This is a genomic window from Parvularcula marina (genome assembly GCF_003399445.1).
In the GTDB taxonomy this organism is placed as follows: Bacteria; Pseudomonadota; Alphaproteobacteria; order Caulobacterales; family Parvularculaceae; genus Parvularcula; species Parvularcula marina.
On the sequence record NZ_QUQO01000001.1, the window covers coordinates 2,730,818 to 2,754,005 of the forward strand.

General features: G+C 59.5%; 5 protein-coding genes. All 5 read left to right on the forward strand.

Annotated features, from left to right (window positions below; translation table 11 throughout):
* The first annotated feature begins 24 nt into the window (after window positions 1-24).
* The 5 genes from DX908_RS13140 (at window position 25) to DX908_RS13160 (ending at window position 23,174) form a co-directional block, all read left to right on the forward strand.
* Window positions 25-2,067 (forward strand): glycoside hydrolase family 97 protein, encoded by a 2,043-nt coding sequence (locus DX908_RS13140; RefSeq protein ID WP_116392761.1) that lies wholly within the window; start codon window positions 25-27, stop codon window positions 2,065-2,067.
* 2 nt (window positions 2,068-2,069) lie between these two features.
* A complete protein-coding gene (locus DX908_RS13145) occupies window positions 2,070-3,674 on the forward strand; it encodes an MFS transporter (RefSeq protein WP_116392762.1) in 1,605 nt (534 codons plus the stop codon).
* A complete protein-coding gene (locus tag DX908_RS13150; RefSeq protein ID WP_116392763.1) occupies window positions 3,671-5,035 on the forward strand; it encodes an alpha-amylase family glycosyl hydrolase in 1,365 nt (454 codons plus the stop codon). Before DX908_RS13145 ends, DX908_RS13150 begins: the two co-directional genes overlap by 4 nt.
* 421 nt (window positions 5,036-5,456) lie before the next feature.
* A complete protein-coding gene (locus DX908_RS13155; protein WP_158548774.1) occupies window positions 5,457-21,500 on the forward strand; it encodes a leukotoxin LktA family filamentous adhesin in 16,044 nt (5,347 codons plus the stop codon).
* 9 nt (window positions 21,501-21,509) lie between these two features.
* The gene (locus DX908_RS13160) at window positions 21,510-23,174 is read left to right on the forward strand and encodes a ShlB/FhaC/HecB family hemolysin secretion/activation protein (RefSeq protein WP_116392765.1); all 1,665 of its coding nucleotides are present in this window, start codon (window positions 21,510-21,512) and stop codon (window positions 23,172-23,174) included.
* Window positions 23,175-23,188 lie beyond the last annotated feature (14 nt).

A 23,188-nucleotide genomic window follows, 5' to 3' on the forward strand; every position in this document is an offset into this window, starting at 1 on the left:
TGCCGCGGCCAAGGGAGATAAGTGATGTCCGTTCGCCTGTTGCCGGGGCTCGTCGCCCTGATGTCGTCCACCACCATCGCCGCGGCGCTCGCCGAAGAGGTGAGTGTCAGCTCGCCTGACGGGCGGACTGAAATCACCGTGACGGATGAGGGCGGCATCCCGCGATATCAGGTTGCGCGGGATGGGGATATCATCATTTCCGCCTCGCGGCTTGGCATGCGTTTCAAGGCTGGCGGCAATCTCGACGAAGGTTTTGAGATCACGAGCTCTGCTCGCGACAGCGCCGATGAGACATGGGAGCAGCCATGGGGTGAAAGCCGTCTGGTCACGGACCGTCACGAGGAACTGCTCGTTTCATTCGAAGACGAAGACGGCGCGAATTTTGACGTTCGCTTCCGGGCTTTCGATGAAGGTCTTGGCTTTCGCTATGAAGTTCCGGGCAAGGGGACACGTGTCCTGATCGATGAGCTGACCGAGTTCCGCGTTGAGCCCGATGCGATGACATGGTGGACCCCGGCGGGGGCCTTCAACCGTTACGAATATATCTACCGTACTACGCCGCTGCGCCAGATGGAGCGGGCGCATACCCCCCTGACCCTGCGGCTTGCAGACGGCACGCACCTTGCCATTCACGAGGCGGCGCTTGTCAATTATGGCGGAGCCTGGCTCGATCAGCGCCGGGATGGTGTCCTCGAGATAGAGGTCGCGCCTCGTTATGACGGCACGAAAGTCGTCACTGAGGGCGATTTTGTCACCCCGTGGCGGACCGTTCAGATTGCGGATAATGCTGCTGGTCTCGTCAATGGCGCGGTCATGACGCTCAACCTCAATGAGCCGAATGCGCTGGGCGATGTCTCATACGTCACGCCTATGAAATATATCGGCATCTGGTGGGGCATGCATATCGGCACCCAGACATGGGGCTCTGGCGAAAAGCATGGGGCGACCACGGAGAATACCAAAGCCTATATGGATTTTGCCGCCACGCATGGTTTTGGCGGTGTGTTGGTCGAGGGCTGGAATATCGGCTGGGATGGTGACTGGTTCAATAATGGCGATCTCTTCCGCTTTGCTGAATCCTATCCCGATTTCGATATCGAGGAAGTCACCGCCTACGGAAAGAAGCTGGGCGTCCAGCTGATCGGCCACAACGAAACCTCGGCCAACATCACTAATTATGAGAACCAGATCAATGAGGCCTTTGCGCTTTATGAGCGCCTCGGCATGCATGCGATCAAGACAGGCTATGTCGCGGATGCGAGCGACCTCAAATATATTGGGCCGGACGGCGAGCCGCGCTATACGTGGCATGACAGCCAGGAAAGCGTAGATCACCATATCCGTGTCCTGAAAAAGGCGCATGAGCACAAGCTGATGATCAATGCGCATGAGCCGGTGAAGGACACAGGACTTCGCCGCACCTATCCCAATGCGGTCAGCCGCGAGGGCGCGCGGGGGATGGAGTTCAATGCCTGGGGCACGCCTCCCAATCCGCCCGAGCATGAGGCCATTCTTCCCTATACGCGGCTTCTGGCCGGGCCGATGGATTTCACGCCGGGCGTCTTCGACCTGATGCCGAACGGGGAGGGCGCGGAGAACCGGATCAACACGACGCTTGCCAAGCAATTGGCGCTTTATGTCGTGATCCACAGCCCGGTGCAGATGGCCGCTGACCTGCCGGAGAATTACGCGCCGCATATGGATGCGTTCCGGTTCATCGAGGATGTGCCCGCCGATTGGGAGCAATCGATTGCGCTCGATGGTGAAGTCGGTGACTTTATCGTCATGGCGCGGCAGGGCCGGGGCACGGACAATTGGTATGTTGGGGTGCTGACGGATGAAGATGCGCGTACCGTGAAAGTGCCGCTCAGCTTCCTTGAAGACGGCGTCATGTACCGCGCGAAAATCTACAAGGATGGCCGCCGCGCCAATTACCTGAGCCGACCGTATGATATCTCCATCTCAGAAGAAGAAGTGACAGCTAGCGACACGCTGACCTTCCGGTTGGGCAAGAGCGGCGGGGCCGCGATCAGCCTTGAGCCGGTCGAGACGGGCACTGAGGAATGACCATGCGCAAGCCTGCGATGAATTTCGCCCAGATCTGGAACATGAGTTTCGGATTCTTAGGCATCCAGATCGGCTTTGACCTCCAGAACGGTAATGTCAGCCGGATCTTCCAGACGCTCGGCGCGGATGTGAATTCGCTCGCCATTCTCTGGATCGCGGCGCCGATGACGGGCCTCCTCGTCCAGCCGATCATCGGGCATTTCTCTGACAAGACATGGGGGCCGCTCGGCCGCCGTCGGCCCTATTTCCTCGTCGGCGCGCTGCTGGCAAGCCTTGCCCTCTTCATCATGCCCAATTCGCCGAGCCTGTGGATGGCGGCGGGCATGCTCTGGATCATGGATGCTTCGCTAAATATCACGATGGAGCCGTTCCGCGCCTTTGTCGGAGACAATCTGCCGAACCGTCAGCGCACGATGGGCTATGCGATGCAGAGCTTCTTCATCGGGCTTGGGGCGGTGATCGCAGGGGTACTGCCCATCTTTTTTACGAAGATCGTGGGGCTGAGCAATACAGCGCCGCCCGGTGAAATCCCGATCACGGTGCAGCTTGCTTTCTATGTCGGTGGCGCAGCGCTGCTCGCGGCCGTTTTCTGGACGGTAGTGACGAGCAAGGAATACAGCCCCGATGATCTTGCCCGGTTCGCGGCGGCACGGCGCAAGGCGCTCGGTCTCGATGGCGACGCGCCGGTCACAAAGCAACGCGCTGCAGGCGCCTTTTTCAGTGGTGGTCTGATCTGGCTTGTGGTCGGGCTCGCCTTCGGCGCTTTCGTGCATTTCGCACGTGCAGAGCCGCGCCCGGAATTCCTCTCTTTCCTCGGCACGCTCGATATCGCCAAGGATCTTTATGTCCTTGCCGGGTTGATCGCTGTTTTCGGGATTATCCAACTAATCGCGGGGGTGATGCGGCAGGGCGGTTCGAAAGAGAATGGCTATCTGGAGGTCGTCAACGATCTCTTCGACATGCCGACAACCATGCGCCAGCTTGCTGTAGTCCAGTTCTTTGCTTGGTTCGCCATGTTCGCGATGTGGATCTATGGCACCCCGGCGGTCGCGGAATATCATTATGCCGCCACCGACCCCACGACAGTGGAATATCAGGATGCCGCCGACTGGTGGGCGCTGCTCGGCTCCATCCGGAACGGGATGGCCGCCGCAGCCGCGCTCGGCTTCATCTGGCTTGCGACCAAGATGGACCGGCGGCGCCTTCACGCCATGAATCTCCTGATTGGCGCGGTCGGCTTTGTTTCGATGATGCTCATCCGGGATGGCAGTATGCTCTGGGTCTCGATGATCGGTGTCGGGATCGCCTGGGCGTCGATTGTCTCGCTGCCTTATGCGATCCTTGCCGGTTCCGTGCCGCCCGCGAAAATGGGTGTCTATATGGGCATCTTCAACATCTTCATCGTTGTACCCCAGCTTGTAGCCGCGACGCTGCTCGGCTTTCTCCTCACCACCTTCTTTGACGGTAAGCCGATCTGGGCCCTGATGATCTCCGCCGGGTCATTCACGCTGGCCGCGATTGCGACCCTGTTCGTGAAAGATGTCATCGACGATGTCGCCGATGCCGAACCCGCCCCTGAACACCGTCCGCAAGGAGCTGCGCCATGATGAAATCCCTTCTCGGCGGCATCGCCGCCGTGTCACTTGTCGCAGCGCCCGCCATGGCCGAGCCCTATGATCCTGTACCTTATGTAAAGTTTGAGCACGCGGACTGGGCAAAGGACGCGGTTCTCTACCAGATCAATACCCGTCAGTTTACGAAGGAAGGCACGTTCGATGCGGCGCGTGAGCATCTGCCGCGCCTAGCCGAGATGGGCGTTGATATCCTCTGGCTGATGCCTATCCACCCAATCGGAGAGAAGAACCGCAAGGGCGGGCTTGGCTCTCCTTATTCGGTGATGGATTATCGCGGCGTGAACCCTGAATTCGGGACGGTCGAGGACCTCAAGGAATTCGTAGATGCCGCGCATGAGCTTGGGATGCATGTCATCCTCGACTGGGTTGCGAACCATTCCTCATGGGACAATCATCTCGTGACGGAGCATCCAGACTGGTATTACCATACACCCGAGGGCGAGTTCTCCTCGACGCCGGGCACGGATTGGTCGGACATTATCGATTTTGATTACAGCCAGCCGGGCCTTCGCGAATATATGACCGAAAGCCTTGTTTACTGGGTGCGCGATGTTGGTATTGATGGCTACCGCGCCGATGTCGCGGGCTTTGTGCCGCTCGATTTTTGGGAGAATGCGCGGGCTGAACTCGAAGAAGTGAAGCCTGTGTTCATGCTTGCCGAATGGGAGCAGCGCGACATGCACCAACGCGCCTTTGATGCAACCTATGCCTGGTCGTGGAAAGAGGCGATGCAGAAAATTGCCGAAGAAGGCGGTACGGGGCCGCTTAACTCATTCTATTACGAGGACACCAATAGCTGGCCAGACGATGCCTATCGTATGGTGTACACGTCCAATCATGACCAGAATTCATGGGATGGCGTGGCGTCGGAAATTTACGGCGATGCCTATGAAGCTGCCATCGTCATGAGTTTTGTCGGTGAGGGCCTGCCGCTCATCTATAATGGACAGGAAGCCGACCTTGGTCATCAGCTCGAATTCTTCGAGAAGGACGAAATCATCTGGGACAAGGGGCAGTATGCTGATCTCTTCCGCAAACTGATCAGCCTTAAACATGAGACGAAAGCGCTCTGGAATGGCGGGGCAGGTGCGCCGATCCTTCGTGTGCCGAATGACCATCCCGACACGGTGTTCAGTTTCATGAGAGCAGGCGATGAAGACAAGATCTTCGCCGTCTTTAACCTGTCGGATGAGACGGCGAGTGTCAGCTTCTCGAAGGCCCGTCATCACGGCAATTACCGGGACGCTTTCAGCGGCCGAAAGGTCAGGATCGGTGAGGCGACGAGTTTCGAGCTGGGTCCCTGGAGCTACCGGGTCTTCCGCGCGGAGAATTGAACTGTCCGGTGGAAGGCGGGTCATGCGGCCTGCTGACTCCTATCACGAGAATCATCGCACGCATTCCGTGCGCCAGCGTATTCTTTAGTAATCCCGTCCTTCGTTGGATTCAGCCCACTGAGTGTGCCAAAAACTCTAGTAAAATCAGTCTTCTGCCCTCTGATTTTGCGGGGGCGCCGAATATGCCCTAGAATCCGAATCGGGCGGATGAGATGGGCGAGAAAACTTCTTCTCCATAGGAGTCAGCCAGAAGGCAAAACCCCCGGGATTTTGCGTTCTCAACGCGGCGCGCATTGCGCTGAATCGGGGCGCTGATCGACCGGGGCGAAGGGAGTTCGGGGGCACTATGTCGATCATGAATACAAGCGAGCCGCGGCGCCTGCCCGGTGTCCGAAAGTATTTGCTAGCTTCTTCTGCGTCCTTGTCTCTCGTTTGCGGTATGGGGTATGCGCAGGCCATCAATCAGCAGGGTGCGGATATTCTGATGGTCCCCAATCCGGGCCATGCCGCACCGCCAGTCCAGCAGAATGCCGTCAAAGCCAAGAAGGCGCCGCCCGCTGTCGCGCCGGATCGCGTCGTCACCAATCTTCAGACGCCCGTCACGCCGCCTTCGACCTCGAATATTCAGGCCGTCTCGGGATCAGACACGACGGTCAGCGAAATGGTTTCAGGCGAGTTCGTCATTACAACGACGGAGCTGAATGCCGCAGGGACAACCGCCTTCAACCGGTTCACCGATTTCACCCTCGCCAGTGGGGACAGTGCGGATCTTTACCTGCCCGGCAATGCGACGACGCTTCTCAATATCGTCCGGGACAGCCGCGTTTTCATCGACGGTACGCTGACCAGTATTTTGTCTGATGGGACAGGGAACCTCGGCGGTCACCTGATCTTTGCCAGCCCCGATGGGGTTATTGTCGGGGCCAATGGGGTGCTCAATGTCGGGGCACTGACGCTCGTCACGCCGACAACGGATTATCTCGATACCAATTTCACAGCAGGCGCCATTTCCTCAGGTGCGATCACAGATCTTGCGCGCGGCTCCGTGCCGTTGACGGCCTCCGGTCTCATTCAGGTGACGGGGACTATCTATGCGCCGGACGGAATTGTCCTTGCGGCGCCTGAGATCAGCATTTTCGATGGCGGTGCCCTCTGGGCAGGCAGCCAGCTTTATGATTCAGGCTCCGGCGATTTCGGCAATGCCGCTTTTGAGGCGACCGTCCAGACAGCGGGCGGCATCTCGGTCGGCACGGCGCTGGTCGAGAATAATGGCGCCATCGAGATCGTTGCGTCCACAGAAGAAGAGTTCACCGGCAATCTTGGCTCGCTTGTCGCAGGTGAGCGGCCCGTGGCGGAATCCGTTATCTCCATCGATGGCGCGATCTGGGGCGACGGCATCAATGTGACGGCAACAGCGAAAGCCAGCTCGACCTTTGATCAGAGTGCGAACCTCCTGCCGGGCGTCAATCTTGCCGATTACCCCTTTGCCGCTGGCGTCGTTGAAGCAACCGCCATTGCCGATATCGTCATCGGCGCGAATGCCGACCTTCAGTCAACGGCGGATGTCGATCTTTCAGCCTCTACCGAAGCTGAAGCCACACTGATGACGGCGAACAGCAATTCGGATCTGCCATTCTCGATCGGCGTCAGTGTCGCAGACCTCGTCGCCAGTGCAGAAGTTGTGATCCAGGCCGGCGCCTCCGTGATGGCGGCGGATAAGCTTTCCGTTTCGGCAAAGAACAAGACCAAGCTTGATAATAATGCATCCTCGGCGGGCTCGACCATTCCGATCACGGCCGCCTTCAGCTTTGCCAATGTCGATGCGGCTGCCGTCATCGAGTCCGGCGCGAATATTGATGCGGACACGGTCAATGTCACCGCGCTGAACCAGAACTCCTTCAAGACCTCTGCCGAGGCGGAGACGGGCGATGACGGGACCGCCGCCATCGCGTTCGCCTTTGCGGATACCGAAAGCGACACGCTAGCTTTCGTCGGCGCTGACATTGGCAGCAATGGCAGCCCGATTTCCGCTGTCACGGTTGAAGCAAGCTCCATCACGACAGAGAACCGTATCTCCGCTTCTTCGACCCAGATGAGCGCGCCGAGCGCCATGGGCACGGATATGGATGCGGGCTCGGAAGCCGCGCTCAGCCAAGAAATTGCTGACATGTCCGACATGGCGGCGGGCATGAGTGATAGTGCAGGCAACCAGCTCGAAGGCGTCGGCGGCACGAACCTCAAGATCGGCGCGACGACCACGATCAATTTCTCCTCGCAAAGCTCGCGCGCCGTCATCGAGGGGGGCACCTACGCTTCCGCCGCGAATGGTACGGATGTCGGGACCATCACGACAGATCCCGCCAATGCGCCCATGATCTATGCGGATGATGTCGCGATCTATTCAGAGACGCTCGACAATCTGATCCGCAACTTTGCGATCTCCGATGGCAGTGCCGAGGTTGATAGTGGCGGCAGCTCGGTTGTCATTACGGCGGCGATTGCGCTCGGTTTCTATGATTATACGACTGAGGCGGAAGTCGGCGAGGATACGCAGATCACGGCCCAGCGGGTCGGGGTCGGCGCGTTCAGTGCCAAGAAATTCGGCTTTACCCTGATCGATAGCCTGACGCCGGGCAGTTCTATCGATGGCATCTACACCTATCTTGAAGATCTGAGCAGCCGCCTCAGCGCGAGCGATTTCGGCCTCGCCGAAGACCTCTTCACCAGCTACGCGGCGGCCTCATCATCGGCGTCTGGCGGGAATAGCGATACGGCGATTGCCGGGAATATCTCCTATCAGGAAATCCATCAGGATACGCGCGCCTGGGTCGACAGCGGGGCACGGATCACCGCGACGGGTTCCGCGGCGGGGCAGGCCTTCACGACCGACCTTTCCTCCATCGATGACGGAATGGGCGGGGAGACAGCGCGCAGTTTTGACTGGTGGCTGCCGTCCTCGGGCGAAGACCAGCCGGGCGTGGTCATCACCGCAAAATCCATGACCGAAGGCGTCCATGTGGCGGGCGCGATCAATTTCTTCGGCGCGTCTCTCTCCTCTGATGGCAATGCGATTGGCGGCTCGGTCAATATCGTTCAGCAAGAAACAAGCACCATTGCCGGTGTCGCTGATGGGGCGGTCATCACGACTGACCGTGCTCTGACGATCAAGGCGGAGACGAATAATTTCCTGATCGGTATCACGCCGACATCGGGCGAAGGCAGTGGCGTCACGGGCGTTGGTCTCGTCAGTGTCATTAATATCGAGAACACGACCATTGCGTCGGTCAGCAATCTGGCCCGCGTTGAAGCGCTCGCTGTCAATATCGACTCGAACCAGTTCATGACGGCTTGGAGTGTTGCGGCCGCCAAAGCGAGTGCGGAGGGAACCGCCATCGGCCTTGCCGGGGCGGTCAATATCATCGCGACGGACACGCAAGCCTTCATCGGTGACAACAGCGCCTATGATAAGGATCCAGGCACGCCGACCGGGCCGACGGGACCTTATCCTGGCAATAACAATCTGCCCAATAATCAGGTGATTGCCCAAAACCTGCGCGTCCGTGCCCGGACGAGTGGCGAGTCCGGCACGCTAGCCGTGGCCGGCAGCCAGTCGAGCCGAAATATGCCGATGGGCGGCGATGCCGGCATGATGGATATCAGCCGGAACACCATGTCCTCCGGCGATACGATGGATCTCATCGACAATATGGAGGATACGGAGGACCGCTCGCAGAGCAGTGTGGACAGCTCCGATCCGAATGAGCGGGATGTAACCGGTGTCCTTGATGATGCGACCGGTGATCTGACCGACCAGAGCGGCGATTCCCCGCTCAGCTCTGGCGGCGGCGGCTCACAGCAGCCAAGATTCGGTTTCGCGATTTCCGGCTCTGCATCGGTCAGCCTCAATGAGCTGATCACCAAAGCCTATGTTGACGGCGCCAATGTGACAGGCACGACGGGCGCCTCGCCGACCGGCCTCTTGGTCGAGGCGGTGACGGATACGGACCAGATCAGCCTCTCTGGCGCGGCAGCGCTCTCCTCATCATCGGGCAGTTCAGCATCCGGCGCGATTTCGGGTGCGGTGGCCTATCAGGTCAGTGAGAACCAGAACGACGCAGGCATTTATAACGCAACTGTTCTCGACATGAATGATGTCGATGTCCGTGCCCTGACGGGGGGGCTCAAAGTCGGCGCGGCTCTCGGGCTCTCGGCAGAGACTGGCAGCTCCCAGAACTCAGCGGCCGTTGCGGGTTCCTTCTCGATTGCGAGGGTTGCGGATTCGGCTGATGCGCGGATCAGGGGCTCGGTCTTCACCCTGACTAATTCGGCAGCCCAGACCGACATGGTCAATGTCGATGCCTATAACCGCAACACGATCGGGATCGGCGCGGGCAGTGTCGCCTATGGCGGGCGGGCATCTGCTGCGGGCGGGCTCACCTATGCCGAGATCGACAACCGGGATGGCGATGCGGCGGATGGCTCGGGCCTTGCTGCCTTTGCCGGCATTCTGGATACGGAAATTACCGACTATGATGATGTCTCTGTGGCGGCGATCAATGCGGCCCAGACAATCGGTGTCGGGGTGGTGGGGTCGGCCACGACCCAGAATTTTGCCATCGCAGGCGCAATCGTCATTAACCGGATTGATGCGGATGCGCTGGCGCGGATCGGCGAGGGCTCGGTCATCACGGTCGATGACGATTTGACCGTGGCCGCGGGTGGCGGCGAGATTGCGGCCTTTGATGCGATCATCGCCGGCGAGCGCATCGGCGGGCGCGAGGCCAATGAATATGATGTCGGCGTCAATGACCTTGTCTTTGACAGCAATGGCGACACGCCGGACAGCTTCGGCACGGGCGCGCGGGCCTTTGCGTTGGCAGGAGCGGTCTCTGTCGGCAAGACCTCCGCAGGCTTTGCCATCGCCATCAACGATATCGACAGTGACCGGACGGCTATTATCGATGGCGATACGACCTCGGTCACGGCGGGCGGCAATGTCGACGTCATTGCGGACAATGAGAGCGAGATCCTTGCCCTTTCCATCGCGACAGCAGCGGGCACGGATTCGGGGGCCTTCACCGGCTCGTTGACCGTCAACTTCATCGAAGATGAGACCATCGCCCGCATCGGGGACACGATCGATTCCGGCATGATGCAGACGACCGTCTCGGGCTCGACCGTCGATGTCATCGCGCGCGGCAATGCCCAGATCAATGCGCTATCAGGCGGTATCTCCATCTCGGCCGGAAATGCGGCGATTGGTGCTTCGATCTCGGTCAATGAGATCGGCGGCTCGATCGATGCCGGGATCATCGACACCGAGATCAATGACGCGAGCAGCCTCAATGTTATTGCGACGACATCGGATGAATCAGACCCCGGCGCCCCGGGCGCGGAGATCAACTCCATCGCCATTGCAGGTGGGGTCTCTTCGGGCGGGCTCGCGCTGTCGGGCTCGGCCACGGCCAATCTCATCGAAACCAATGTGATGGCGCGGATCGAGAATTCGACCACGGACAATGAGACGGGCCTCTTCGCCAATGTGGCGGCGGACCGCTATGCGCGGATCCAGTCGATTGCCGGGGCGCTCGGCGCATCAGGCGGTTCAGGGGTTGGCATCGGGGTCGGGGTCAACCGGATCAAGGGGACGGTTTCCTCCCGCGTCACTGGCGGCAGCCTCACGCTCAATACACTGACAGTCACGTCCGTTGCGCGCGATGTCATCCGCACCATCGGTGTTGGTCTCGGCGGCGGCGGCTCCATCGGGGCGGCAGGCTCGGTCGTCGTCAATCTGATGAGCACCGATGTCACAAGCGCGATCGGCGGCGGTGCTATTGTCATTACCCGGAATAATGTCGGCGTGAATGCGCTCGCTGACAGCGAGATCGAAGCCCTTGCCGGGGCGGCGGCCTTTGGCGGCTCGGGCGGTGTCGGCGTTGCCAGCGCGGTCAACATCATCGATGGCGAGACCACTGCCAAAATCACGGGCGCCTCAACGCAGGTGACGGCCAAGGCACTCGATCCCGCAGAGACACTGACAGTGCGTGACGGCACGCTTCTGAACCCCCTGACCTTCAACCAGGTCACCATCCCCGTCATCGATGTGACGATCCGTGCCAAGAGCGGTGCGGCCTTTGATGAAAATACCAAGCAGGTTCGCGGGCTTTCAGTGAACGCAACCGCGCTGCGTGAGACAGATGTGATCGCCACTGCCATCTCAATTGGCGGCTATGTCGGGGCCGCGCTCAATGCCGGGGTCAATGTCATCTCCGGCACGACAAGGGCGCAGATCACCGACGCGACGATCAACCCGATCGCGCAGGGCGATGCGACGGCACGCGCGGGCGATGTTGATGTGAAGGCCAGCACCCATGTCTATGGCGGTGCCTATTCCATCGGGGTCGCGGGCTCGGGTGGCGTCGGGGTGGCAGGCGCGGGGATCGGTGACAGCTATGAGACTGAGACCTTTGCCCTCATCGATGGCGCGACGGTCACGGCGGATGATGTCCTGATCAATTCGGTCAGTTCGTATACCACCGCGAATGTGATCGCGGCGGCAGGCGCCGGCATTGGCGGGGTTGCCGCTGGCGGGATCGTGACGATCTTTGATGCCACAACCGTGGGGCAGTTGATCGGCGGCACAACGACGTCGAACTCATTGGGCGTGAATGCCGAGATGGACGCCTTTGTCGGCGGCTTCGGTCTCGTGCTGGCCGGCGGGGGGCTGGCGGCTGCGGGCACCTTCAACGTCCTCGTCAATGAGAGTGACACAGAGGCACTGATCGGCAGACGGAACACCGCGACCGAACCGGCTGAGGTAACAACCGTTAATTCGGACGATGTCGATGTCACGGCGGACACAACGACGATTGTCGATACGACCGGGGCGTCGGGCGCCGTCGGCGGCGGGATCGGCATTGCGGGCACGGCTTCCGTCATCGTCAGTGAAACAAACACGCGCGCGCGGATCGAGAATGCGGCCGTCACGGGCGGTGCGGGCTCCAGCACGAATGTTCAGGCAACCGATAATTTCTCGACATCCGCTTCCACGGCCTCGGCCAGCTTCGGCGGCGTCGGGGCAGGGGGCGCCAGCGTCAATGTCGTCGTCGCCAAGTCCAAGACCAACGCGAGCGTCGATAATTCAACGATCACCACCGGCGCACTGACGGTCGATGCCGATGGCGTCACCGATATCGACACCAATACCTACGCGCTGGCCGTCGGCGGCTCTGCGGGGATCAGCGGCGCGATCTCGGTCATCAAGCTGGGCGGTAATCTCGATGCTGATGCTTCCAGTGAGATCAGCGGCACGCTGACGACGGCGGAAATGACCGCCAATGAAAGCTCGGATACCGGCGACAATAACGTACTCGACGCAAGCGAGCAGGCGATGTTGTCGAGCAATGGCTCTTATGATGTTGATGGCGAGACCCTTAATTCGGACACGCATCTTGTTGCCGCCAATGTGACAGGCTCGACCGTCAATGCGACGACCTTGTCGGTAACCTCTGACGCCATGACCGGCACCCATGCCATGCTGGGCGGGGCCGCTGCAGGTGGGCTCGCCGGGATTGGTGCGGCCATCGGCTTTACGACCATCGATACCGGCGTTTCGGCGGGGATTGATTCAGGCTCGACCATCAATGCGGGTGGAGCGGTCACCGTGACGGCGGAGTCGGGCGATAATGGCCGGGATGCAGCCGAGATCGACGCCATTGTCGGCGCCGCGGGACTCGGTGTCGGGCTAGGCGCGGCGGTGGCTAATGTCGAAGTCACCTCGGATGTGCTAGCTAATGTCAGTGGACGCATTAATGGCGCGAATGGCGGCGCGCTAACGGTCACGGCGCGCGATACCACCCATGCCGATGCGGATGCCTCCGGTGTCTCGCTGGGCCTGCTCGGCGCGGCAGGCGTCGTTGTGGCGCGGGCGGAGAAAATTGGCTCGGCCACAGCCACGATCGGTCATGCAACCAATGACATCACGGGCATGCTCGGCGCCAATGTCGGGGCTGAAGCTGCGGGTGGGGCCAGTGCAAATGCGCAAGGAGCGTCCGGCGGCATCGGTATCAGTGTTCAGGGGACGATCGCCACGGCAAGCGAAAGCACGGCAGTTACGGCCAGCGTCCGTGACGCGGCTACAATCGCGCTGATGGGCGCTCTTAATGTCAGTGCAAGCTCAAAGCCTGATGTCTATGCCAATGCCCGGGGCGTGTCGGTCGCGGGCGGCGCAGGGGTTGGCGTTTCGCTGGCCACAGCGCGGATTGGCTCTGCCGCCACCCCGTCCCTCGTTCAGGCCAGCATCGGCAACAACGTCAATCTGATGAATGTCCTTGGCGGCGTGAATGTGGATTCTTCCATGACACGCAGCGGACGCTCGGCAGAAGCCTATGCGACAGGCTCCGCAGGCGGATTGTTGCTCGGCGCGCAGGCCAGCAAGGCCAAAGTTGAGACCAATGCCAATGTCTATGCGCTGGTCGGCGATGGCGTGACCTTGCCGATTGGCGGGCTCTCCGTCATTGCGGGTAAATCAACCAGTCAGATTGCGGACAGCTCGGGCAAGTCTGGCGGCTTTGTCTCCGTCGGAGCGGCGGATAGTGAGGCCATTTCGCGCGGTGAGACCATTGCGCGTGTCGGCTCGGACTTTATCTACACTGACTTTGTGACCGGCAATGGCAATGACTATGCAATGCCGACCTTCAAGGTCAATTCAGGCACCAGCGAAGTCAATGAAGCGGTCTCGGAGTCAGGCAGCGGCGGGGTTATCGCGGGTGCGGCGACGACCTCAACCATCACGTCGACAGCGACGACCAAGACGCAAATCGGCCAGCCCGGCGGCAATGCGGGTTCAGATCGCATCAAGGCGCGCAATGTCGACATCCAGTCGCTTCATCTGTCGAACTTCCGTGAACTGGCGGATGCCTCATCCGCAGGCCTTGCGGGCAAGAGCGGTGCGTCGACCAATGTGAATATCGCGAACTCTTCCGTCATCGACATTGCCGATGGCTTCAAGATTTCCGGCGGCACGATCCGTATTCTTGCCAATTCGGAGACAACCCGCACGGGCGATCCGGTCAGCGTGAAGGGCGGGGCGGGCGGCCTTGGTGCCTTTGCCTCTGCGGATGGCAATGTGCGGATCAGCCAGCTCAGCGATGTCAGTATCGGAGATAATGCTGATATCAAGACGCTCGATATCTTCAATTTCAGTGCAGACAATAGCGATATCAAGATCGATGCAAGAAGCTCCATGAACGTCGATGACATCGTCGTTCAGCGCGCCTCGGGCGGTCTTGCCGTGCCGACCTCATCGATGGAGTTCGATGCGACGATCACGGACAGTGTCAGTATTGGTGATGGCGCCAGCCTCGATGCCGACGGCGGTATCTATATCGGCGTCTCGCCGAGCGCTGACATTAATGCGCGGGCGGCCTCGAAATCTTCTGCCGGGATCGGCGTCACCGATGCGCGCGCAACAGCGGGCAATATCCAGAACGACATCGTCATCAACCAGTCCATCACGGTCGGACAGAACGCAAAACTCAGTGCCGAGAGAGATGTGCGCCTCAATACGGGCGGCAACGGCTTTGGCGGCACCCCGGCGTCGATCGAAGTCGATATCACGAGTGACTCTTATAACTCTGCGCTGATCCCAGCCTCGACGTCGGCCTCTGCGGTGCTGAACTTCACGAACAATGCGGGTATCACCATCGATACCGGTGCCATTGTCGAGAGTATCCGTGATGTGATTATCACCGCCAGCCGCGGGGACATTGATCTATTTGCCGAGGCGGTTGCGACCTTCAAGATCAATCTTCTCCTTGGTGTCATTACGCAAACGGATCGGTCCGGCACGGTCGTTGATAATGGTGAAGGCACGGTCACGATCAACGGGACGGTGGAGGCAGGCTTCCTTGCCGAGCGTCGCTTTGACATTGACGTTAATGGCAATGTCACGGTCACGAATGAGGAAGAAGACCGCCCGCATGTCAGTACACGCAATGGCTTCAACCCGCTTGACGAAGTGAATGCCCGCATTGCAGCCCTGCAGGCTATGATCGATGCCGGAGACACAAGCGCGGCAGGTGAACTGGCAATTCTCCAGGAACTCGCCCGCTTCCTGCAAGGGGACACGGGCGGCTCGGTCGATCCGGATACATCGACCGGGACGGTGACGACGTCGATCCCGACCTTCGATGGCGATCCGAATGATCCCAATGTCAATCTAACGCGTCCGGATGATGTCAATGGCGCGATCGAGATCAGCGGCGTGACGGCGGCCTCTGGGAATGTCGAGATCTTTGCAGATGCCCTTAACGGCAATGGCGCCCTGACCGCTAATGGCGGGCCGATCATCGCGATCACGAACCAGTCCGGCCGTGATCTGATCGTTGGCGATCTTGATATCTTCGATGCTTCGATCGGGGAGGTGCGTCTGACAGGCATGGCGCAGTCCTTCGGCAATCTCTCGGTAACGGAGAACCGCAAGGGCGAACGCTCGGTCATCATCATCGATAACAGCCCGGCGAGTTTTGCTGTGGACAATACGTCCGACCTTTATATCACTGGCGATATCATCAATCTCTTCGGGCTCGTCGATATCGATGTGAAGAATGGCGATCTTCTGCAGACGGCGGTTGTCGGGGCAGGGGATTTGCGCATCGATGTGCCCAATGGCGGCTATTTTGCGATTCTGCCCGATGGCCTCATCCCGCTTGGGCCAGATCCACGCGCGCGGTTCGAGCAATACATCATTCTCGAAAACCTGCTCTTCCTGCGAGACAATACGGCCGCGTTCGATAATTTCGGCGACCCGAATTATGACCCGAATGTAGACAGCCTCGTGCGGCTGATCGCACAGATCCCCTTCCTGCTTGGAGAGGATACGACAGACGGCCTGCCGAACATCCGTGATGAGAATGATTTTGCGGCTTTCATGACGCATTATCTGGCCAATCCCTTGGGACTCACCGGAGATACGGCGCTCACAGATCTTCTGGCTTCTGGTCAGATCAACACGGATGGAGTCGATGACCGTCTGGGTAACCGTGGCGCGCCAATTGATACATTTCTCAATGGCACGACCTTCGAAGATGTGCCGACAGTGCTTGCGCTTTATTACTGGGAGACTTTTGGCGGATATCATGGTGACCTGCTCAACGGCGCACCATTCCGGACCGGGTTTGACGGAGATGTCGCGCTGACGACAGCTCCTCTGCAGCTCGACATGAACAGGTCCTTCCTGTTCGGAGACAATACGGTCATCAACAAGACGCGGGCACAGGTGGACGCCATTCTCGCCCGTCGTGGTGAATTCTCGACAGATCCGCGCTTCTCGAACCGTCTGCAGGATCTTGGAGGCGTCATCGATGTGGCCGGCGTGGTCGGGATTTCGGCGCAGTCGATCGATATCGGCGGCACGGTCGTCAGTGGCCGGAGCGGCAACCGGAACCTGCAGCTAACGGCGCAGGATGCGCAGACCCTGCAATTCTGGATCGACAACCCCGCCTCGCGGCCGCAGCCGGCAAATGGCGATCCGTCCCTGCCGCCAAACCTGATCGATATCTCCTCACTGATCGACACGATCGGCGGCGATCCACGCGAGAAGATCACGGCTGTTTATGATCTCAACAGCCAGCAGATCATTGTCGAGAATGTGAATGCCTCCGGCGGTGGTCACATCATCCTCAACGGCCAGATCCTGTCGACGACTGGCGATGGGCAATTGCTCGTCCGCAATGGCCGCGGTCAGGTGGTGATCGACAACCAGACCGGCTTTGATATTCAGATCAATGATATTGATGCCGGACGCGATACGCGCGGCATCATTCAGATTACGGACACGGCGAAAATCCAGCCCAATGGCAATGCGCTGACGACTTTCTATGTGCAGGAAGCCGGCAAGGATATCGAGGTCTACCAGACCGATCAGGTCGGGGCCGATTATACAACGCTGAGCCTGAGCCAGTCAGTTGCAGGCAATTTCAGCACCTATACGCCCAAAGAGGGCATAGCCTTCGAATATTTCGAAGAGCGTTTCCTGATGCGGGAGCTGACCAGTGTCGATGATCCGAATGACGATGAATTCGGCTTCCAGATTTTCGGCAGCGGTAACTGGGTATGGGCCGACAGCGATCCGCGCTTTGGTCAGCGGGTCACAACAGTTGCCTCGGATGCGCCATACTTCCAGCAAGCGCTGTCGGGAGAGATCGGCAATTCCTGGCGGATCAATTTCTATGAGAACGGGAACGCACGGTTCAGCCTGCTGGTCCCGCAGAGCTATCGCCTGCGCCGGACGCAGACGATCCGGGCAGATAATCCTGTCACGATTGGCTTCCAGGGCAGCGCGACGGGGTCCATCTCTGTTACCTCCGCGTCTGATATCTCGATTGCAGGGACACTGAACAACCCCACCGGCACAGTCCTCGTCAACTCGACCAACGGCTCCGTGCTTCAGGCAGGCAATGGCCGTATCCTAGCGACCATGGCCGATCTTCGCGCGACGGGCGCGATCGGCGATATTGCTGACCGCCTCGATCTCTTTATTTCGTCAGGCGGCGATGTTTCGGCGACGGGCGGTAGCGACATCGGCCTCCAGCTCTTTGGCGAAGACGAGATCGATATCGTCAATGTGAGTACCTCTGCTGGTGATATTGATGTCACGGCCAATTCGACGGCGCTGAATATCAGCTCGGTCATTTCGACCGGCGGAAATGTCTCTCTCGTCAATACAGGCCATCTATTCCAGCCGAACCCGGCCGGCACCGCCGTTTCAGGGCAGGACATCTCGCTGACGTCGCTCGGGGGACGGATCTTTGGTCTTGGCGATACACCCTTCCGGATCGATTCAAGCATTGGGGCGCCGGACGCAACGAATGCAGCTGTCACGCTCAGTGCCAATGGCGACATCATCGCCGAAGAAACGGTCGGCACGCTGCGCCTGTCAGAGGTGCGCTCGACGACCGGCGGCGTCACGCTGATCTCGCTGGATGGCGACATCACTAATGCCTTCAACTCGGCGGAGGTCGATGAGAATCAGGTCGAGCGGATCAATGCCGCGATCGATGCGCTCCTTCTGCGGACGGATGATGGTTCCGACAACATTCTCGGCTTTGAGAACCGGGTCGCCAACCAGTATGGCGTTCTTGCTCGCATCCGTGAGCGCGCCTCTGTAGATGGGGCAGGGATGGTGTCACTGTCGGCGGTGCAGGCCCAGCAATTTGCCGCACAATATGCGGCCAGTATCGGCGATCCGCTGCCCGGCGATCCTGTGGCCTATGCCGCAGCCAATTTCGCGGCGATCACAGCCTTCGTGCAGGCACAATATGATGAGGCCTTCACCTTCCTGACGACCGGTATCACTCAGCTCACTGATGTTGATGGTTCCATGCTCGATGCCTCGGGCGATATCCTGTTGACGGTCACGGGCACACGGCTTGTCGATGTGCTTGATGTCAACGGCATGGTCATCGGTCAGCAGACCCAAGTCACAACCCTGACGGATGTGACGCTGGCGCAGGCTCTCTCCGGTACGCTATTCCCCGATGGCATGCTGCAATCGGTGACGGCGGATGTCGTTGATGGCTCGGGCCTCAACATGCTTCTCATCGCTGGGGTCACTTTCACACAGTCAGAGCTTGATAACCAGATCCCGGCCTCGGCAGTTGCCGATGCGCTGGCGGGCATCAACCCCGGCGATACGCTGATCAGTACGCCGAGCACACAAGTCTTCAATCTCGACTCGACGATCTTTGCCGATACGGTCTCGCTGATCACCGGCGGTTCGGTTGGCGGTTCCTTCACGCCAATCGTCATCGAGTTCACGACCGGCACCAATCCCAACCTGGATCCCTTTACGCGGGCGCTGCTGGCCACCGCTTCGCCGGGTGATATCACGGTCGAGTTCGATGAGGGCGCCAATCTCACGCGCTTCATCATTTCGCCGGCCAACCCGCTGTTTGTGGACACGTCACGCGTTGATACGAATGCGGACGGAGATGTCTTTGTCGGCAGTAACACCTTCCTGACCATCGGCAGCATCATTGCCGGCATGAATGGTGACGCCCGAATCTACGGGCGCGACGGCATTCAGGCGGCAGCGGATGTGCCGGGCGGCACGCCCTCCATCACTGCCAATGACCTTCTGATCGAGTCAGCTGATGGCGCAATCGGCGCGGCAGACCGGCCGCTCGAGATTGCGCTTTCCGGCGCGCTCAGCCGGGCGGGTTCCAATCTTGGTGTCTATCTGCGGGAGCTGAATGGCGACTTTAATATCGGCAACATCTTCTCCAATGGCGATATTCATCTTTATGCGCCCTTTGGTGGCATCCTGTCCTCAATCGACAATGAGAATGTCCATATCGAAGGCCAGAACATTCGGTTTGAATCTTCCGAAGAAATCGGTGAGCTGGGCCGGGCCATCGGCATCCGTTCCAATAACGGCACGGTCATCGCGATTGCCGATGGCGGCGCGGTCAATCTGCGTTCACCGCTGACCGAGCTGATGCTCGACCGTGTTACCGCGACCGGCGATGTCGATATCGTCTCGGCGGGGGACCTCACCATTCTGGATACGGTTTCCGCTGGCGGCGCGCTTCTTCTAGGCGCAACGACGGGCGATGTCGTCGGCACGGCGGGCTCTGTGGTCGAAAGCACTGCAGGCTCGGGCAATATCGAAGGGGAGAATGTCCTCTTTGATGTCGCTAGCCTGCTCTCGATCTTCGGTGATCTGACGGTTACGGCAACAACTGGCCAGATCACGCTGGGCGAGGTCACGACAGTGGGTACGCTCAGCGGGTCCTCGGTCACCAGCACCCAGCTTCAGAATGATGTCACCGCGGGCAGCGACACGGTCTTCACGGCAGGCACACTGTTCAGCGTTGATCCGGCGGTGAATGTCTCCTCTGGTGGGCTCTTCTCTGCATCCGGCGAGGAAATCCTCCTCGAAGATGATGTCATGCTGATGGCGCAAGACCAGCTCGACCTCTCGGCCAGCAATGGCGATGTCACGCTTGGCAACAATGTTGTTGTACAGAGCAAAGCCGGTTCGAGCACCATCACAGGCAACAATCTGATTTTTGCGATGAACAGCCTCGTCGATATCTTTGGCGACCTCGTTCTCAGTGCGACGGCTGGGCAGACTGTGCTTGGTCAGGCGAGTGTCGGCGGCACGCTGACTTCGAACTCGTCAACAGACACGCTCTTCACCAATCTCGTGATGGTCGGCGGGGATGCGAGCTTCACGGCAGGCGGTAATTTCACCATGCAGCCGGGTACGTCGCTCATCTCTGATACAGGCATGATTGATGTCGAGGCGATGGCGATCATGATGGGGCAGGGCAGTCAGATGACAGCCGCTGGCCCGATTTCGCTCCAGTCTCTCACCGGTGATGTGATTATCAGTCAACTGACCAGCATGTTCGACGGTGAAGGTGCGATCGACATTATGTCCGCTGGCTCAATCCTGCCAGTCTTCCCTGGCGAGACGAATCTCACGGCAACAGCGCCGGGGGCATTGGTCCGGCTGATGGCCGAGGGCGATATTGGCTCGATTGATGAGGATCGTCCGATCGTTATCGATGTCACGTCCATCGAGGCGGTCAGCAATAATGGCGACATCTATTTCGTCGGCCTCAGCGATCTCAACGCCCCGCTGATCAGCGCCGCCAATGGCGCGATCAAACTCCGCATCAATGGCTCGCTCACCTTCGGCGAAATCATCGGCGAACCGGATATCGAGATCATGGGCTCCCTGACCGGGGACCGCATGGTCTTCCGCAATGGTGTGCTGGTTGCCTCCGAAGGGATCAATATCGGCCTTCTCGAGGTCGGTGAGTCGCTCACCCTTCGCGGCACGGATATCATGGCGAATATCCTGCACACGGAGGCGACGAGCGATCCGCTCAACCTCATCCTCACCGGGTTCGATCCGGATACGGAGGCAAGCACGGTCCTCCTCGACATCGATGCACCGTTGGGGCTCCTCAGCCCGACCTATTACGCGAGGAATTCGGTCATCACGACGACCGCCAACCGCGTGATGATCGAAGATGGTCTGGTGACAGGTGACCTTATCTTGAGAACGCCGAGCGTCGATCTTGTGCTCGATAACGCAAGCCAGGTGCCGCGCAACATGTTCGACATCCAGCTTTATAATATCCAACCACGCTTCTTCCTGATGCAGGATGGATTCTCGACGGTGACGGATGAATTTATCCTGTTCTACCTGCCGGGCTTCCTTGATACCCAGCAGACGCCGCTGGCCTTCGATGCGATCTCGATCCGCCGGAACCAGCAATTGGCACCGGGCAGTGCCCTCTGGGGCGACTCCTACCGCATGGTGATCCGCTATCGTGACGACACGCGGACGGAGCAGGAAAAGGCAGAAGAAGCCAAGCGCAGCAAGCCTGTGACGACACCGGATGATGGGTATACGGTGAATGTCTCGGCTGAATTCAACATGGTCGAGTAGGGGGCAGACATGGCTAAGAAAATGAACACCGGCCTTCGTGCTTCGACTTCCCGCCTTGTGATTTCGGCGGGGCTGTCGGCGATCTCCCTTGTCGGCATTGCTGGCGCGCAGGATCTGCCGCCCGGCTCTGATCCTGCACGGATTAATGAAGAGCTGCGCCGCCGGCAGGAACAGCTCCGCGAGACCCAGCCCGTCACCGAACGTGGCGAGGTCACCAACGCGCAGAGCTTTGAGTTTGATCCCCTGAAGGACACAGGCGTCAGCTTTGTTCTGAATGAGGTCCAGTTTGAAAGCTCCGCCTTCCTTACGCAGGCCCAGCTTGACGGAATTGCGGCGGAGTATACCGGCCGCGAGGTCACCTTCACCGATCTCAATGAGATGGTCGCCAAGGTGAATGCCCTTTATGACGCAGGCGGATATCTGACGGCACGGGCCGTCCTTGCGCCCCAACGGATCGAAGGCGGTGTCGTCAAGGTGACGCTGGTTGAGGGCGTTGTTGAGGATATGAGCGTCACCGGCAACACCTATTACGGTGCGGAATATGTCGCCGGCCGACTATTCGTCCCCAGCGGTACGGTGGTCGATCTGCCGGAGTTGGAGAAAGAACTCCTGCGGTTCAACCGGCTGAACAACGCCAAGGTCATGGCGGATATCAAGCCGGGCGGCGCGTTTGGCACGACCGACATCACCCTGATCATGCAGGAGCCTGACCGCAACCAACTCGATCTCTTTGTCGACAATAACGGCTTTGAGAGTACAGGCGAATTCGAGGGCGGGGCGATTGGTCGCCGTTATCGTCTGTTCAGGGATGATGACCAGCTAAGCGGCTTTATTGTCGGTGCGGGCGGTTCGGTCTCGGGCAGCGTTTCCTACAGCATGCCGTTGGGCAAGCGCGGGATGCGCGGCGGTCTCTCTTATGTCCGTGGCCAGACCGAAGTCATCAACGGGCCGTTCAAGGATCTCTCGGTTGAGGGCACGTCCGACACGATTGCGGCGACGGCTTCCATGCCGCTTCTCTTCCGTCAGGGCCGGTTCGTCGGGGCGGATCTGACGATCAGCCGTACGGCAGCAGAGACGACCGTTGACGGTATCCAGACGAGTGACACAGAGATCATCCAGGCTGAGGCGGGGCTGAGCGCCGACTTCGTGACGGAGAAGAATGTCATCGTACTGCGCACTTCCGGCCTGATGGCCAGCGCCGAAGAACAGCTTTTTGACGACACGCGCGACATTTCACTCCTGCGTGGCGCGGCCCTTTTCTCGCGTAGCATCACGCCTAAGACGCGCGGCTCGGTCGATCTGCAATGGCAATATGCGTTTGAGGATGACCTGCCGGGCACGCTTGAATTCCAGCTTGGCGGCGCAAACTCGATTCGGGCGTTTGATCCGGGCACGGTTGCAGGCGATTCAGGCTATTTCGCGAAGGTCCAGCTCGACCGCGAAGTCCATCGCGGTGAGCAATATGCGCTCGACATCTTCGGCTTCTACGATATGGGCGAGGTTCAGTCGCTATTCCCGACCGTCAATCTCAGCGCGGCGGGTCTAGGTGCACGGCTGTCGCGCGGCCAGCGGATCAATCTGTCGGGTTCTGTCGGCGTGCCGATCGAAGATGGCGATTTGCCTGAGCAATCGGATGTCCGAGCCTTCGTCACTCTGTCTGTCAAAGCTTATTGATAGCTCTAAGGCCG

Excerpts from the sequence above, each read along its gene's own strand:
- DX908_RS13150 (WP_116392763.1), top strand. The coding sequence starts at position 3,671 with ATGATGAAATCCCTTCTCGGCGGCATCGCCGCCGTGTCACTTGTCGCA.
- DX908_RS13140 (WP_116392761.1), top strand. The coding sequence starts at position 25 with ATGTCCGTTCGCCTGTTGCCGGGGCTCGTCGCCCTGATGTCGTCCACC.
- DX908_RS13145 (WP_116392762.1), top strand. The coding sequence starts at position 2,070 with ATGCGCAAGCCTGCGATGAATTTCGCCCAGATCTGGAACATGAGTTTC.
- DX908_RS13160 (WP_116392765.1), top strand. The coding sequence starts at position 21,510 with ATGGCTAAGAAAATGAACACCGGCCTTCGTGCTTCGACTTCCCGCCTT.